This window comes from Halorubrum sp. 2020YC2 (assembly GCF_018623055.1).
Classification (GTDB): Archaea; Halobacteriota; Halobacteria; order Halobacteriales; family Haloferacaceae; genus Halorubrum.
In genome coordinates this window covers 3,014,425-3,028,260 of the sequence record NZ_CP076019.1, presented here as the reverse complement: position 1 = coordinate 3,028,260, position 13,836 = coordinate 3,014,425, and the positions used below count along the sequence as shown (strand labels likewise).

At 70.2% G+C, this 13,836-nt stretch carries 16 protein-coding genes; 6 read left to right on the top strand and 10 right to left on the bottom strand.

Annotated elements, in window-relative coordinates:
* Positions 1 to 12: 12 nt before the first annotated feature.
* From hisH to KI388_RS14995, 7 genes are all read right to left on the bottom strand, one after another.
* Complete coding sequence (gene hisH, locus KI388_RS15025; RefSeq protein WP_215087368.1) at positions 13 to 672, bottom strand: imidazole glycerol phosphate synthase subunit HisH; 660 nt, start codon at positions 670 to 672, stop codon at positions 13 to 15.
* Between the two features lie 90 nt (positions 673 to 762).
* A complete protein-coding gene (gene phnE / locus KI388_RS15020; protein WP_215087367.1) occupies positions 763 to 1,731 on the bottom strand; it encodes a phosphonate ABC transporter, permease protein PhnE in 969 nt (322 codons plus the stop codon).
* Positions 1,728 to 2,573 carry a phosphonate ABC transporter ATP-binding protein gene (locus tag KI388_RS15015; RefSeq protein WP_215087366.1) on the bottom strand — a complete coding sequence of 282 codons (846 nt, stop codon included), beginning with the start codon at positions 2,571 to 2,573 and terminating at the stop codon, positions 1,728 to 1,730. The genes phnE and KI388_RS15015 overlap by 4 nt, the downstream gene beginning before the upstream one ends.
* Positions 2,574 to 2,601: 28 nt before the next feature.
* A complete protein-coding gene (locus KI388_RS15010; protein ID WP_215087365.1) occupies positions 2,602 to 3,609 on the bottom strand; it encodes a PhnD/SsuA/transferrin family substrate-binding protein in 1,008 nt (335 codons plus the stop codon).
* Positions 3,610 to 3,705: 96 nt separating this feature from the next.
* The gene (locus tag KI388_RS15005; RefSeq protein ID WP_215087364.1) at positions 3,706 to 4,338 is read right to left on the bottom strand and encodes a uracil-DNA glycosylase; all 633 of its coding nucleotides are present in this window, start codon (positions 4,336 to 4,338) and stop codon (positions 3,706 to 3,708) included.
* Between the two features lie 49 nt (positions 4,339 to 4,387).
* Positions 4,388 to 4,954: a DUF99 family protein gene (locus tag KI388_RS15000; RefSeq protein ID WP_215087363.1), complete on the bottom strand. Its 567-nt coding sequence runs from the start codon at positions 4,952 to 4,954 to the stop codon at positions 4,388 to 4,390.
* Complete coding sequence (locus KI388_RS14995) at positions 4,955 to 5,137, bottom strand: DUF5786 family protein (protein ID WP_007995123.1); 183 nt, start codon at positions 5,135 to 5,137, stop codon at positions 4,955 to 4,957. It lies immediately after the preceding gene.
* A 134-nt stretch (positions 5,138 to 5,271) separates the two neighbouring features.
* Here KI388_RS14995 and KI388_RS14990 point away from each other — a divergent pair, with 134 nt between their 5' ends.
* Complete coding sequence (locus KI388_RS14990; protein ID WP_215087362.1) at positions 5,272 to 5,913, top strand: MBL fold metallo-hydrolase; 642 nt, start codon at positions 5,272 to 5,274, stop codon at positions 5,911 to 5,913.
* Positions 5,914 to 6,148: 235 nt separating this feature from the next.
* On the opposite strand, the gene KI388_RS14985 is transcribed toward KI388_RS14990, so the two are convergent.
* Together KI388_RS14985 and KI388_RS14980 are read right to left on the bottom strand one after the other, a co-directional pair.
* Positions 6,149 to 6,298 carry a 50S ribosomal protein L40e gene (locus KI388_RS14985; protein ID WP_048078454.1) on the bottom strand — a complete coding sequence of 50 codons (150 nt, stop codon included), beginning with the start codon at positions 6,296 to 6,298 and terminating at the stop codon, positions 6,149 to 6,151.
* Positions 6,299 to 6,439: 141 nt separating this feature from the next.
* Positions 6,440 to 6,709: a thioredoxin domain-containing protein gene (locus KI388_RS14980; RefSeq protein ID WP_006111654.1), complete on the bottom strand. Its 270-nt coding sequence runs from the start codon at positions 6,707 to 6,709 to the stop codon at positions 6,440 to 6,442.
* A 153-nt stretch (positions 6,710 to 6,862) separates the two neighbouring features.
* On the opposite strand from KI388_RS14980, the gene KI388_RS14975 reads away from it, so the two are divergent.
* The 3 genes from KI388_RS14975 (at position 6,863) to hisE (ending at position 8,065) form a co-directional block, all read left to right on the top strand.
* Positions 6,863 to 7,024, top strand: coding sequence for a preprotein translocase subunit Sec61beta (locus tag KI388_RS14975; protein ID WP_004598786.1), 162 nt, complete (start codon positions 6,863 to 6,865; stop codon positions 7,022 to 7,024).
* Between the two features lie 94 nt (positions 7,025 to 7,118).
* Positions 7,119 to 7,712 (top strand): pyridoxal 5'-phosphate synthase glutaminase subunit PdxT, encoded by a 594-nt coding sequence (gene pdxT, locus KI388_RS14970; RefSeq protein WP_215087361.1) that lies wholly within the window; start codon positions 7,119 to 7,121, stop codon positions 7,710 to 7,712.
* Positions 7,709 to 8,065, top strand: coding sequence for a phosphoribosyl-ATP diphosphatase (hisE, locus tag KI388_RS14965; protein WP_303646318.1), 357 nt, complete (start codon positions 7,709 to 7,711; stop codon positions 8,063 to 8,065). Before pdxT ends, hisE begins: the two co-directional genes overlap by 4 nt.
* A 4-nt stretch (positions 8,066 to 8,069) precedes the next feature.
* Here the strand turns inward: hisE and KI388_RS14960 are convergent, their stop codons facing one another.
* Positions 8,070 to 8,465 (bottom strand): hypothetical protein, encoded by a 396-nt coding sequence (locus KI388_RS14960; protein ID WP_215087360.1) that lies wholly within the window; start codon positions 8,463 to 8,465, stop codon positions 8,070 to 8,072.
* Between the two features lie 165 nt (positions 8,466 to 8,630).
* Between KI388_RS14960 and KI388_RS14955 the strand changes: the two genes are divergently transcribed.
* Both KI388_RS14955 and leuS read left to right on the top strand, forming a co-directional pair.
* The gene (locus KI388_RS14955; protein ID WP_215087359.1) at positions 8,631 to 10,943 is read left to right on the top strand and encodes a hypothetical protein; all 2,313 of its coding nucleotides are present in this window, start codon (positions 8,631 to 8,633) and stop codon (positions 10,941 to 10,943) included.
* 121 nt (positions 10,944 to 11,064) lie between these two features.
* Positions 11,065 to 13,797 carry a leucine--tRNA ligase gene (gene leuS / locus KI388_RS14950; RefSeq protein ID WP_215087358.1) on the top strand — a complete coding sequence of 911 codons (2,733 nt, stop codon included), beginning with the start codon at positions 11,065 to 11,067 and terminating at the stop codon, positions 13,795 to 13,797.
* Positions 13,798 to 13,836 lie beyond the last annotated feature (39 nt).

Below are 13,836 nucleotides of genomic sequence, written 5' to 3'. Positions count from 1 at the left end.
AGACCCCGCGGCCTACCGCTCCGCGCAGTACTCGACGAAGTTCCGCAGAATCCGCAGCCCCGTCTCGCCGCTCTTCTCGGGGTGGAACTGCGTCCCGAACACGTTGCCGGCCTCGTTGGCGACGACCGCCGGGAAGTCGACGCCGTAGTCCGCGGCCGCGACGACCGCGTCCGGGTCGTCCGGCTCGGCGTAGTAGGAGTGGACGAAGTAGGCGTACTCGCCGTCGACGCCATCGACGATCGGGTGGTCGCGCGCGATTTCGAGCTCGTTCCATCCCATGTGGGGCACCTTGCGGTCCACCTCGAACCGGACGTTGGTCCCGGGCACCAGATCGAGCCCCGTCACCTCGCCTTCGCCTTCGTGGTCGGCCTCCTCGCTCGTCGTCAGGAGCATCTGCATCCCGAGACAGATCCCGAAGAGGGGCCGGCCGGCCTCGGCGTGGTCGGTCAGCGCCTCGCGCAGCGGGCCGGCGTTCTCCATCCCCTCGCGGAACGCGCCGACGCCCGGGAGGACGACGCCGTCGGCGGCCGCGAACGCTTCCGGGTCGTCGGTGATCTCGACGGCCGCGCCCGCCCGCTCCAAGCCGCGGGTCGCGGACCGGAGGTTCCCGAGCCCGTAGTCGACGACGACGACGTCCGCCAGCGTCTCCGCGGGCGGTTCGAAGGTGCTCATACCTCCTCTCGGAGGGGGACGAAAAAGTCGGTTTCCCTTGCGACAGCCGAGCCGCGCGGGCGGAGAGCGGGCGGACCGACCCCGCTCACCTCACTTCAGCGCCGCCTCGGCCATCCGCTGCGGGAAGCCCATGAGCAGCGCCACGATCCCCTGCGCCTCGTCGCCCTCGCGGAGCGTCGAGCGGATCCGCTGTGAGAATATCTCCACCGAGATGATCAACACGAGGATGACGAGGATCGTCGCCATCATGTTGGTGAACGCGAACAGCCCCTGCTGGACGGAGAGCACCTGTCCGAGCCCGCCGCCGCCGATGATGCCGAGCGAGACGGCGATCCGGACGTTGATCTCGAAGATGTACAGCGTCCACGCGATAAAAGGCGTCGTCACCTGCGAGAGCATCCCGAAGGTGATCGTCTGCGGCTTGTTCGCGCCGGTCGTCTCCATCGCCTCGATCGGGCCGTCCTCGATCTCCTCGAGTTCGTCGGTGAACAGCCGCCCGAGGTTGCCCACGGTGTCGGTCGCGATCGCGAGCGTCGCGGTGACGGGACCGATCCCGCCGAGCGGGATGTAGATGAGCCCCCACACCAGCGCCGGGATGGCGCGGATGGAGGACATCAGTCCGCGGAAGATGAAGTTGAAGGGGAACGGGGTGACGCGGCCGGAGCCGAGGATCCCGAACAGCAGCGCGAGCGGGAACCCCATGACCGTGCCGGCGAACCCCATCGCGAGCGTGATGCCGGCCTCACCGAGGAGCGGCGTCTCGCCGCCGAACCCGCCCCAGATGAGGTTCCGTTCCTGGATGAACGACCAGTAGGCGACGAAGCCGCTCGGGTCGATGAACGGGAACGACGACGCGAGGAACGGGAAGAAGTCGCGGAGCGCGTCGAGGAAGTTCGGGAGGTAGTCCGGGATGTTCGCCTCGAAGAAGCCGACGGACGTGAGCGCGTAGTAGAACACCGCCGCGAGGACGATCAGCCCCACGCCCATCACGAGGGCCTTGACGCGGCGGGCGAGCACGATCGCCTCGTAGCGGTCGCGGACGGCGTCGTCGTAGCTCACTGGCCCATCCCCCCGCTGGAGACGCCGCGCTTCGACGAGGCGTCGTCACCGGAGCCGCCCTCGGCGGCCGACTCGCTCTCGTCGTCGATGTCGCGGTCCTCGTCGGGCGCGAACATTCCCTCCGTGTCGATGTCCCCGTAGATCTCGTCGATAGTGTCCATGTCGAACTCGTCGCGGTAGCCGTCGAACACCTTCTTCCCGTCGCGGAGGCCGATGAAGCGCTCGCCGAACTTCCGGGCGAGGTTCACCTGGTGGAGGCTGATGACGGCCGTCAAGTCGCGCTTGCGCGCGGCGGTGCGAAGGTACCCCATCACCTGCTGTGAGGAGCCCGGGTCGAGGCTGGCGACCGGCTCGTCGGCCAGCAGGATCGTCGGGTCCTGTACCAGCGCCCGAGCGATGCCGACCCGCTGTTGTTGGCCCCCTGACATGCGCTTCGCGCTCTGTTGGGCCTCGTCGAGCAGGCCAACGGTTTCGAGCGCCTCCAGCGCCTGCAGCTTGTCCCCCTCGTCCTGTAGCTGGAGCAGCGAGTCGAGGAACGAGTTCCGGTTGAGCGACCCGGTGAGCGCGTTGGAGTACGCGGTCATCTGGTCGATGATGTTGTGCTGTTGGAAGATCATCGCGATGTCGTCACGGGGACTCGTGACGGGGTCGTCCCCCACTCTGATCTCGCCCTCGGTGGGGGTTGCGAGCGCGTTCATACACCGAAGCAGCGTCGACTTTCCGGACCCGGAGACGCCGAGAACGATGACGAACTCGCCCTGCGGAACCTCGAAGGAGACGTCGTCGAGCGCGACGGTCTCACCGAACCGCTTCGTCACCCCGTCAACTGTGATGCGACTCATTAGCTATGGGAGAAGGTTGAGAGGGTGGTTACGAAAGGTCTTCGAACTCGAGACCGAGCTCGTCGAGCACCGTCGCGATCGGGTCGTAGTCGTCGATGCTTCCCTCCTGAACGCCGGTGAACCAGAGCGGCTCCCCGTCGTAGTCGTCGCCGTGACTGAGGTCGTCCTCGGACACGTTCAGGATGGCCTCCTCGAGCTCGGACTTGACGGGGCTGTCCCAGCTGGACCGGGTCGCGAGCGGAGCCCGCGGGAGCGGGTCGGAGACGGAGAGCAGCTGGAGCTCGGTGCCGGACGACTCGATCTCGTCGCCGGCGCCCTCGTACTCGGCGGAGATGTCGACGAAGTCCTGCGACATCTCCTCGAACTGCGCCTGCGGGACGTAGGGAGCGGAGGAGAACGCGCCGGTCGTCGCCGCCATCACGTCGTCGCGCTCGACCATCTGTTCGCGCGCGGTGGTGTGGTCCGAGTACTCCGCGTTGAAGTCGTTCGCGTCGCCGTCGGGCGCGCTGCCGACGTCGAGACCGGCGTCCTGAAGGACGGTGAGCGGGACGAGCGTCCCGGACACCGAGAGGATGTCCCCCATGTAGATGAGCTCCCCTTCGAGGTCGGAGAGCGACTCGATTCCGCTGTCGGGCGTCGTCGTGATAGTCGAGAAGTACTGCGCCGCGCCGTACGCGATTCGGATGCCGACCACGTCGATCACGTCCTCGCCGGCGATGACGGCCGACGGGGAGATGTCAGCGATCTCGCCCTGGTCGTTCCGCATCGACTGGAGCGTCGCGGTGTAGCTCTCCGCGCGGTCGGCCTCGATCTCGACTTCGACCTCGGACTCGAGGTACTCGAACATCGGCTGGTACTGCTGTTCGATCTCGACGTCCGCCTCTGCGGGGTTCAGGATGAACTGGGCCGTCGGGGTCCCGTCGGTCTCGCCCGACGTGCCGCCGTTACCGGAACATCCCGCGAGACCGATCGCGCCGGCCGCGCCCGCTGTTTTGACAAACGTTCGCCGGTTCGCCGACCACCTGTTGTCGGACATACAGACTACACTTCCGCTCGGGTGACTAATCGTTTTCTATGTTTTCTATATAGATCGTGGACGACCGTCTCAGTCGGGCGGGCGCCGACCGACGGATCAGAACTCACCCAGCCGCGACTGACCGTCGGCGTCGTCTCCCGCCCGGTCCCCGACGCCGCTCAGCTCGGCGGCCCGGGCTATCGTCTCGAAGAAGCCGTCGCGCTGGCTGCGGTCGTACAGCGTCGCCGCCGGGTGGACGGATAAGAGCACCCGCCGCGACTCGCCGGCGAGGCGCGCGTCGACCACGTCGCCCGACTCCGCGGTGATCGCAACCGACCGGTCGAGGAGGTGTTCGCTCGGCACCTTCCCGAGCGTCACCAGCAGCTCGGGGTCGAGCCGGTCGATCTCCGCTTCGAGGTGGCCGCGGCAGTTCGCCAGCTCCTCGGTCGTCGGGTCGCGGTTGTCGGGCGGCCGGCAGCGCACGCAGTTCGTGATCCGCACGTCTGCCCGGGCGAGCCCGGCGTCGCGCAGCGCGTCGTCGAGCACGTCGCCGGACCGCCCCACGAACGGCTCGCCCTCCTCGTCCTCGGTGGCGCCGGGACCCTCACCGACGAACAGCAGGTCGGCGTCCGTCGGGCCGACGCCGTCGACGATCCGGCTCCGCGACTCGACCAGCGCGGGACACCGCTCGCAGGCAGACAGGCGGAGCTCCTCGTCGAGACCGGCGCCGTCGCCGCCGTGTTCGCTCATACGCGGGATCCGAGCGCGGTCGTCTAAGGTGCGTCGGTCGATCCGAAGCTCACTCGCCCGCCGCCGCCTCGCGGTGCGCGCTCGCCGCGAGGGCGGCGATCCGGAGCGGCTCGCAGCGCCGGAAGCCGTCGCGGGTGAGCCCCGTGACGGCCGCGGCGGCGCGCTCGGGGTCGACCCCGACGGCGCGGACGAAGCGGGGATCGCCGGACTCCGGAGAGTCGACCGGGACACGGGGCGGGAGCGACCGGTACGTCGCGAGGCGGTCGTGGAGCGCGTCGCCGTCGAACGCCTCGCGGAGCGCCGGTTCGAGCCCGGGGCTCGCCTCGTAGCTCACGGCGTAGACGGGGCGGTCGAGCGCCTCGCGGAGTCGGTGGAGGTCGAGGAGGTTGAACCACGCCGGCGCGACGCCCGCGCAGGCGACGTGGCGGACGTCCTCGCGGTCGAGCGCGCGCCAGCAGTCGACGACCGCGTCGGTCGCGTCCGTGCCGCCGACGGTGCACCGCGCGAACGCGAAGCCGTCGGGCGTCCCGTCGGCGCGGACAACGACGCCGGCCGCGCGGCTCGCGTCGCGGTCGTCAGAGAAGGCGACGCCGAGCGTGCGGCTCGGCGCGGTCACTCACGCGTCCTCGGACTTGATCTCTTGGAGCCGGTCGAGAAGCTCGTCGTTCGAGGCGCCGGGCTCGTAGTCGACGGACCCCTGATGGGTCTCCTGAGCAGCCCGGACGCCGTCGTCGTCGTCGAAGTCCGCGTCCAGGTCCTGATTCTCCTGTTCGGACTCATCGTAGCTGCCGAAGCCCATTTGTGTGTGTGATTAACAGGGGATGACTCATAAATCCACGGCCGCCGGCGGACCCGAGCGCGGCCGGAACCGGTGACGGGACCGGCCGCGGGGCCCGACTGTAGGCTTTTGTCGCTCCGCGAGCGAGTACGGCCATGGAGCCAATCGCCGTCACCGCGGACGCGGAGGAGTTCACCTGCAACGCGTACCTCGTCGTCGGGGACGCGACGACGCTCGTCGACGCGGGAACGATGCCCGGCGTCGACGACGTGATAGCCGACGCGCTCGACGACGCCGGCGCCGACGGACTCGACCGGGTCGTGGTGACCCACCAGCACTACGACCACGTCGAGGAGCTAGACGCCGTGGTCGACCGCTTCGACCCGCGGGTGTTCGCGTACGCCGACCACCCGCACCGCGACGTCGCGCTCGAAGACGGCGACGAGATGCTCGTCGGCAACGAACCCTGCGACGTCGTCTACACGCCGGGTCACGCCGACGACCACGTCTCGCTCGTCGGCGAGGAGCGACTCTACTCGGGCGACGTGGTCGTCTACAACGACGGCGCCTTCGACGACGGCTCGTTCGGTCGCACCGACATGGACGGCCAGTCGCGCGAGCGCCTGATCGAGAGCCTTCACGAGATTCTCGACCGCATGCCCGACACCACGGAAGCCATGTTCCCCGGTCACGGCGACGCCTACCGCGCCGCCGACGGCCCGGACACCGTCCGTGAGGTGATCGAGCGCGCGACGGAGCGCGCCGAGCGCCGCGAGCCGAAGTATCCCGACGAGTGAGCGGGGTCTATATTTAAAAGCGAGCGACGACGAGACCGACCGCCCACATCGGCGCGCCCCCGAGCGGCCGTTTTTAAACGGCCGCGAGGGGTCCGCGAGGGAGGCGGCGGCCCGGCGCGGCTCCGCCCGCGCCGGGACGCCCGCCGAGGCTGGGGAGGCGCGAGGCCCGCGCGCGGCTGGCCGTCGAACGGGAACGTGCGGGAGAAGGGCCGAAATCGGCCCGGAATCGCCCGGATTACGCGGCGCGGCGCTCGGTCGCCTTCGGGCGGAGGTTGGTGTAGCCGCACTTGCGGCAGCGCTCGGCCTCGGAGGCGTTGCGGGCGTTACAGCGCATACAGATCTGTCGGTCGAGCATGCGGCGTTCGGCGGCGTCGAATTTGGCCATACAGCTACTGGGCGTGCGGTGCTGTAAAAGGTTGCGAGACGCCGCGGCGGCCGGGTGCGCGTTTCCGCGCCGTCCGTCGACGCGGGACGGGAGGCGGAAGCGCCGGCCGCGGAGAAATCCGAGGGCGAGTGAGAACCGGGGTTAGGCGCCCGCTTCGGAGAGGGCGGCCTCGATGTCCTCGCGCTGCGTGACGCCGACGAAGCGGTCGACGACGCCGTCGTCGTTCTCGACGATGAGCGTCGGGAGCGAGCGGACCTGGTACTGGTTCGCCACGTCCTGCTCCTCGTCGACGTCGACCTTCTGGAGCTCGAACGCGTCGCCGAGGTCCTCCTGAATCTCCTCTAGGATAGGGTCTTGGGTCTTACACGGGCCGCACCACTCGGCGTGGAAATCCAGCAGTCGAACGGTCATAGTCGGCGTCAACTATCGCCGGCCCGCGCATAAGGGTTTCCCACTCGTGTGCGCGCGCGGTCAACGCGACCCGCCGACGGCGCGTCGAAGGCGGTCACGCCGCCGCGAGCGGCGAACGAAACGTTTAGAACGCGGCGCGGTCCAGAAACGGGTATGAGTGGTTCCAACTCCGGCGGGCTGATGTCCAGCGCGGGACTGGTCCGCTACTTCGAGAACGAGGACCGGAACGCCATCGCGATAGACCCCAAGACGGTCGTCGCGTTCTGCGTCCTCTTCGGCGTGTTCGTCCAGATCCTCTCGCTGACCGTCGCGTAGGCTCCCCGCGTCGCCCCGTTTCGCGACGGCGGGACCGAGGAGCGACCGACCGCGTAGCGCGCCCTTTTTCCACGCGCCCGCCCCACAGATCCGTATGAAAGCAGGCGTCATCGCCGTTCAGGGCGACGTGGCCGAGCACGCGGCCGCCGTCCGCAACGCCGCGGCCGCCCACGACGAGTCCGCGGAGGTCGTCGAGATCCGAGAGGCGGGGATCGTCCCCGACTGCGACGTCCTCCTCATGCCGGGCGGAGAGTCGACGACCATCTCGCGGCTGATCCACCGCGAGGGGATCGCCGCCGAGATCGAGGACCACGTCGCGAGCGGGAAGCCCGTCCTCGCGACCTGCGCCGGGCTCATCGTCTGCTCGAACGACGCGAAAGACGACCGGGTGGAGCCGCTAGGGCTGGTCGACGTCTCCGTCGACCGCAACGCGTTCGGCCGGCAGAAGGACTCCTTCGAGGCGGCGATCCCGGTCGACGGACTCGACGACCCGTTCCACGCCGTGTTCATCCGCGCGCCCGCCATCGACGACGCCGGCGACGGCGTCGAAACGCTCGCGACGGTCGACGGGCGCCCCGTGGCGGTTCGCGACGGCCCGGTCGTCGCCACCGCGTTCCACCCCGAACTCACCGACGACCCGCGGATCCACGACCTCGCCTTCTTCCCCGAGCGGGAGGTGGTCGCGTGAGCGAGCCGACCGAGGGCGACGGCGGGGCGGCGGTCGACCCCGAACCCGGCGAGGACCCGGACGTGCCGTCCGGGGCCGTCCTCGACGAGCTGTTCGCCACCATCGAGTCGCGGAAGGAGGAGCTTCCCGAGGGGTCGTACACCGCCTCCCTCTTCACCCACGAGAAGGGCGAGAACGCCGTCTTAGAGAAGATAGGCGAGGAGACGACCGAGGCCATCCTCGCGGCGAAGGACGACGACCGCGAGGAGCTGACCGCGGAGAGCGCGGACCTCGTCTACCACCTGCTCGTCCTGCTCGCGATGAAGGACCTCGAGGTCGACGACCTGCGCGAGGAGCTCCGAGACCGCTTTTAGTTCCTCAGCGTTCCCGTTCGAGTTCGCGGTCGATGTCATCGACCTCCTCGGTCTCCAACTCCTCGCCGATCCGGCGCTCGAACTCCGCCTCGCTGATCTGTCCCTCGACGTACTGCTGTCGGAGGCGGTCCTGCCGGCTGCTGCCGGTGTCGACCGAGGTCGACCCCGAACCGATCGAGTCGAGCGAGTCGAGCGACGCGTCGTCGTCGCTTCCGAAGAACCACGCTCCGGTCTTGAGCGCGACGTAGCCGATCCCGAGGAGGACGGCGAGCGTGACGATTCCGGAGACCACCGCGGTGGCGAGCCCGATGATCGCGGATATCACCGACAGCACGACGCTGATCCCGATCAGCACCGCGATCGCGATCGCCGCGTAGTAGAGGGCCTTCTTCCCGTCCATGCCCCGGCGTCGGGCGGCCGGCCGCAAATACCTTCTCCCGCGGCGGGGTCGGCGCGGTCGCGGCGGACCCCTCTCGCGGCCCTCAGGGGACGTGACAGACGAGTGAGAGTGTCGTCCCGTGGGGCGGCAGAAGCGTTATTCGTTCGGGTCTCGTCGCCCGAGAGGATGAATCGGGACGCCGACGCCGGGAGGGACGCGAGGGGGACCGATCCGGCCGCCACGAGCGACGGACCGCTGGGAGACCGGATCGACCGACGGACGGTGCTCGGCGCGCTCGCGGGCGCCGGGAGCGCCGCGGTCGCCGGCTGCGGCGGCTCGGGACCGGACGACGCCGCGACGACCGGCCTCGACGCGGACCGGCTCGACGAGCTGGCGGCGCGGTTCGCGCCGACGCTGTACTTCGACGCCGCGGAGCCGTGGTTCCCGACCGACCCGCGGCCGTACACGGCCGAGGAGGACGGCGAGACGGTCGTCGACGGGTTCGCGGCGTTCGACGGCTACCACGAGCGGTACGACGAGGCGGGCGAGCCGCCGGACCCGACAGTGTTCTACAACGGGATGCGGTACGAGGACTCCCCGCTCGCGGTCGTCCAGTTCTGGCTCTACTCCGCGTTCGACCAGTTCACCGCGAACTTCCATTGGCACGACTGGGAGGTGCTCCACGTGTTCGTCGACCTCGACACGGGCGAGCCGCAGCTGTACGTCGCCAGCTCGCACTCCCGGAGCGTCCCCAACAACGAGTTCCTCGACCCGGACCCGGACGTGGTCCCGCGAATCCTCCCCGAACTCGGCTCGCACTCCAGCACGCTCTCGGTGAACGAGGTCCCGGACGGGTTCCGTCGCGTCGGGGAGGAGGGCCTCCTCGCGGACATCACGAACACGACGATAGACACCGTCGAGGACCTCCTCGGTGTCCCGATCGCGTACGGGCTCCCTCGCGACGAAGGGGCGCGGCTCCCCTTCGTCGTCCCCGAGTACGAGGGCGAGCCGATCTACGACCACCCCGACCTCCCCGCCGTCAGCGAGGCGTCGCTCGTCGACGGCGCCCTGACGATCCGCTCGCTCGACGCGCTGCGCTCGCCGCCGACCGACCTCCCGCTCCGGGAGACGGGGCTCGCCTTCCGACACGCCGAGCGCCCCGACGACGGCGACGACGCCGCGCTCGCGGCGGAGGCGGCCGAGTCGGTCGTCGAGTACGGCCTCGTCGAGAGCGCCGAACTCGAGGACATCTCGGCGTTCACCGGCCCGCAGCTCAGCTACGAGTTCGCGGTCCCGCAGGCGGTCGAGGACGCCGTCGCGGGCCACATCACGACCACCGGCGTCCCGTGGGAGCAGCCCCGGTACGGGAACCCCGCGCTCGACGTCACGGCCGGGAACCACCGGTCGGAGCTCGCGGCCCGGTACGACGCCATCGCCGCCGAGGAGTCGTTCGGGGACGGCGCGGCCGGCGCGCTCGATTCCGTCGTCGCCCGCGTGACGCGGGCGACCGAGACCGACGAGGCGCCCGACGGCGAGGGGCTGACGACGACCGAGGCGGGCGTCGAGTCGTTCGTCCTGATCGAGAGCGACCCGGAGGCGCTCCCGACGTTCGCCGGCGGGGTCGCGGTCGCGAACGGCGTCCCCGAGGGCGACCACCGCTTCACGGTCAACGGCGCCGGGCGCGCGCCCCACAGCGAGGAGCTGACCGTCTCGTCCGACGACTCGGTGACGACTGCCGGCGTCGACGGCGAGATTCCGCTCGTCGCCCGCGAGAACGCGCGGAAGATCGAGCTGTCGGACGCGGAGAGCGACGTCGATCTGACCCGGACCGCGATCGAGGACGACTTCGCCGGCCGGATCTACGACTCCGCGATCGACGGGAGCGACGCCGCCTACGTCCACGCCGGCGGCGCGTACACGACCGAGGTCCGCGACGCCGACGACGAGGTGGGCGCGTACCGCGTCAACCCGGACCCGCTGGGGTCGGGAGGCGACGACTCGGACGACGGGGACGACGGCGAGGGCGGGGGCGACGGGGACGAGGCGCCCGGAAACGGCCCGATCCGGATCGAGCGGCCCGAGACCGGAGCGGCCCCCCTCGCCGGCTACGTCGCGGACGTGGCCGAGGAGACCCGCGCCGCTGTCGCGGCCGCGGCGGCGGAGAGCGACGACGATGACGACGGCGACGACGGCTCGGACGACGAGAGCGGGGGCGAGGGAGGCGGCTCCGGCGGCCCGTCGAACGCCGTCAACGGGCTGGAGCGGGCCCTCGCGGCCGCGGTCGACCAGGCGAGGCGGGCCGAGGAGCGCGCCCGCGAGGGCGACGCCGAGGGGACGGACCGGCAGCTGGCGAACGTGCTCGACCGGATCGCCCGGATCGAAGAGCGGCTGGCGGCCGCCCGAGAGGGACTCCCGCCCGGGCTCGCGAACGCGACCGGAAAGCGGGTCGAGCAGGCGACGAAGCGCGTTGAACAGGCGCGGGACTCCGGGAAGCTCTAGGGGCCCCGACCGGGGTGTCGGCGGCGGCGTCACCGCGCTCTCTCCCGGGAGGCCGCGTGTCACCGCTCACCAACGGATGGAAAGTTATACGACGCCGAGCCGACCACGAGCATATAAACAGATGTCTCAGGAGGGATACGACCACGCGACGGTCGAGGAACGCTGGCAGGAGGCGTGGGACGACGCCGACGTCTACCACGTCCCGGACGACGCCGCGGACCCGACGTACGTCCTCGGGATGTACCCGTACCCGTCCGGGAAGCTCCACATGGGCCACGTCCGCAACTACACGATCACGGACGCGTACGCCCGCTACCGCCGGATGCGCGGCGACGACGTGCTCCACCCGATGGGGTGGGACGCGTTCGGCCTGCCCGCCGAGAACGCCGCGAAGGAGCGGGATACCAACCCCCGCGACTGGACCTTCGACTGCATCGACACGATGCGCGGGCAGATGAAGTCGATGGGGTTCGGCTACGACTGGGACCGCGAGGTCACCACCTGCACGCCCGACTACTACCGGTGGAACCAGTGGCTGTTCCGCCGCTTCCACGAGGCCGGCCTCGTGGAGCGCCGCGACGCCGAGGTGAACTGGTGTCCCTCCTGTGAGACCGTCTTGGCCGACGAGCAGGTCGAGGGCGACGACGAGCTGTGCTGGCGCTGTGACACGCCCGTCGAGACCCGCGAGCTGGACCAGTGGTTCCTGAAGATAACCGAGTACGCCGACGAGCTGCTGGAGGCCATCGACGACCTGGAGGGGTGGCCGGACTCCGTCCGCCAGATGCAGCGCAACTGGATCGGTCGGCAGTACGGGAGCGAGGTCGACTTCGAGGTCGGCGAGGCGCGGAGCGCCTCGAACGGAGGCGGCGAGGGGACCGAGCCGCGGGAGTACGGCGCAGTTACCGCCTTCACGACCCGCGTCGACACGATCCACGGCGCGACGTTCTTCGCGATCGCGCCCGACCACCCGATAGCGGAGGAGCTGGCCGCGGAGGACGCCGACGTCCGCCGCTTCGTCGAGGAGGAGGCCGACCCCGACGGCGACGAGCCGAACGGCGTGGAAACCGGCCTCACGGCCACGAACCCCGTCACGGGCGAGGAGATCCCCGTCTACGTCGCGGACTTCGTCCTCTCGGACGTGGGGACGGGCGCGCTGATGGCGGTGCCCGCCCACGACGAGCGCGACCACGCGTTCGCGACGAAGAAGGACGTCGAGATCCGCCCGGTCATCGCGCCGGAACCCGACGACTGGGACGGGGAGACGGTCCCCGACGCCCCCGACGTGGAGGAGGAAGCGTTCACCGAGGACGGCGTCGTGATCGACTCCGGCGAGTACAGCGGGCTCGACAGCGAGACCGCCCGGGAGAAGATTACGGCCGACGTCGACGGCGCGAGCGAGGCGACCCAGTACCGCCTGCGCGACTGGGGCATCTCCCGGCAGCGCTACTGGGGGACGCCGATTCCGATCGTGAACTGCGACGACTGCGGCGCGGTGCCGGTGCCCGACGAGGACCTGCCCGTCGAGCTGCCCGAGTTCATCAACACGACCGGGAACCCGCTGGACGCCGCCGACGAGTGGCAGGCGACGACCTGCCCGGAGTGCGGCGGGCCCGCGACCCGCGAGACGGACACGATGGACACGTTCGTCGACTCCTCGTGGTACTTCCTGCGGTACGTCTCGCCGGACCTCGAGGACGCCCCCTTCGACCTCGACCGCGCGAACGACTGGATGCCGGTCGACCAGTACGTGGGCGGCATCGAACACGCCGTGATGCACCTGCTGTACTCGCGCTTTTTCACGAAGGTGTTGGCCGATGAGGAGGAGTTAGAACACCGCGAGCCGTTCACGAACCTGCTGGCGCAGGGGATGGTCCAACTGGAGGGCGAGAAGATGTCCAAATCGGTGGGGAACGTCGTCTCGCCGCAGCGGATCGTCGACGAGTACGGCGCCGACACCGCGCGGCTGTTCATGATGGAGGCCGCCCAGCCCGAGCGCGACTTCGACTGGTCTGAGGAGGGCGTCAGGTCCACCCACCGCTTTTTAACCCGCCTCAGCGACCTCGTCGAGGCGTTCGCCGCGGGCGAGGTGGCGCTCGCCGGGGACGGCGACGCCGGGGCCGCCGACCGCGATGAGATCGACGACTACGTGGCCGACGAGACCGACGCCGCGGTCGCCATCGCGGGCGCGGAGTACGACGACCTCACGTTCAACGTCGCGCTCCGCGAGGCGCAGGATCTCGTCCGCACCCTCCGGAGCTACCGCGAGTACGCCGACCCGCACCCCGCCGTCTTCGAGCGCGGCGTCGGCGTCGCGGTCCGCCTGCTCGCGCCGGTCGCGCCCCACCTCGCGGAGGAGCTATGGGAGACGCTCGGGCGGGACAGGTTCGTCGCGGAGGCCGAGTGGCCGACCGCGAGCGTCGACCGCGACACCGTCGAGAAGCGGCGCCGGCTGGTGACTAACACCCGCGAGGACGTGCGCGACATCGTCGACGTCGCCGGCATCGACGACCCCGAGCGGATCGACGTGGTCGTCGCGCCCGACTGGAAGTACGACGCCCTGTCGATCGCTATCGACAGCGACGCCGACAACCTGATCTCGGAGCTGATGGGCGAGAGCCACATCCGCGAGCGGGGGGACGCCGCCGCCTCGTACGGGCAGGACCTTCAGGCGAACCGCGAGGCGTTACGGGAGACGCTCGGCGGCGACGCCGAGTACGACGCGCTGCGCGCGGCCGCGTGGCTGATCGAGCGGGAGTTCGACGCGCCGGTCCGCGTCGAGCGCGCCGCGGACGCCGACGAGAGCGTGGTCGCCAAGGCCGAGCCGGGACGCCCCGCGATCGACATCGTCGAGTAGCGCTCGGTCGGATTTTTAAACTCCCGCCCGACCCCGGAA

Coding starts and splice junctions, on each gene's coding strand:
- KI388_RS14955 (WP_215087359.1), top strand. CDS start 8,631: ATGAATCGGGACGCCGACGCCGGGAGGGACGCGAGGGGGACCGATCCG.
- KI388_RS14990 (WP_215087362.1), top strand. CDS start 5,272: ATGGAGCCAATCGCCGTCACCGCGGACGCGGAGGAGTTCACCTGCAAC.
- KI388_RS15005 (WP_215087364.1), bottom strand. CDS start 4,338: ATGAGCGAACACGGCGGCGACGGCGCCGGTCTCGACGAGGAGCTCCGC.
- KI388_RS14960 (WP_215087360.1), bottom strand. CDS start 8,465: ATGGACGGGAAGAAGGCCCTCTACTACGCGGCGATCGCGATCGCGGTG.
- KI388_RS14975 (WP_004598786.1), top strand. CDS start 6,863: ATGAGTGGTTCCAACTCCGGCGGGCTGATGTCCAGCGCGGGACTGGTC.
- KI388_RS14985 (WP_048078454.1), bottom strand. CDS start 6,298: ATGGCCAAATTCGACGCCGCCGAACGCCGCATGCTCGACCGACAGATC.
- KI388_RS14995 (WP_007995123.1), bottom strand. CDS start 5,137: ATGGGCTTCGGCAGCTACGATGAGTCCGAACAGGAGAATCAGGACCTG.
- pdxT (WP_215087361.1), top strand. CDS start 7,119: ATGAAAGCAGGCGTCATCGCCGTTCAGGGCGACGTGGCCGAGCACGCG.
- hisH (WP_215087368.1), bottom strand. CDS start 672: ATGAGCACCTTCGAACCGCCCGCGGAGACGCTGGCGGACGTCGTCGTC.
- leuS (WP_215087358.1), top strand. CDS start 11,065: ATGTCTCAGGAGGGATACGACCACGCGACGGTCGAGGAACGCTGGCAG.
- KI388_RS14980 (WP_006111654.1), bottom strand. CDS start 6,709: ATGACCGTTCGACTGCTGGATTTCCACGCCGAGTGGTGCGGCCCGTGT.
- KI388_RS15010 (WP_215087365.1), bottom strand. CDS start 3,609: ATGTCCGACAACAGGTGGTCGGCGAACCGGCGAACGTTTGTCAAAACA.
- KI388_RS15015 (WP_215087366.1), bottom strand. CDS start 2,573: ATGAGTCGCATCACAGTTGACGGGGTGACGAAGCGGTTCGGTGAGACC.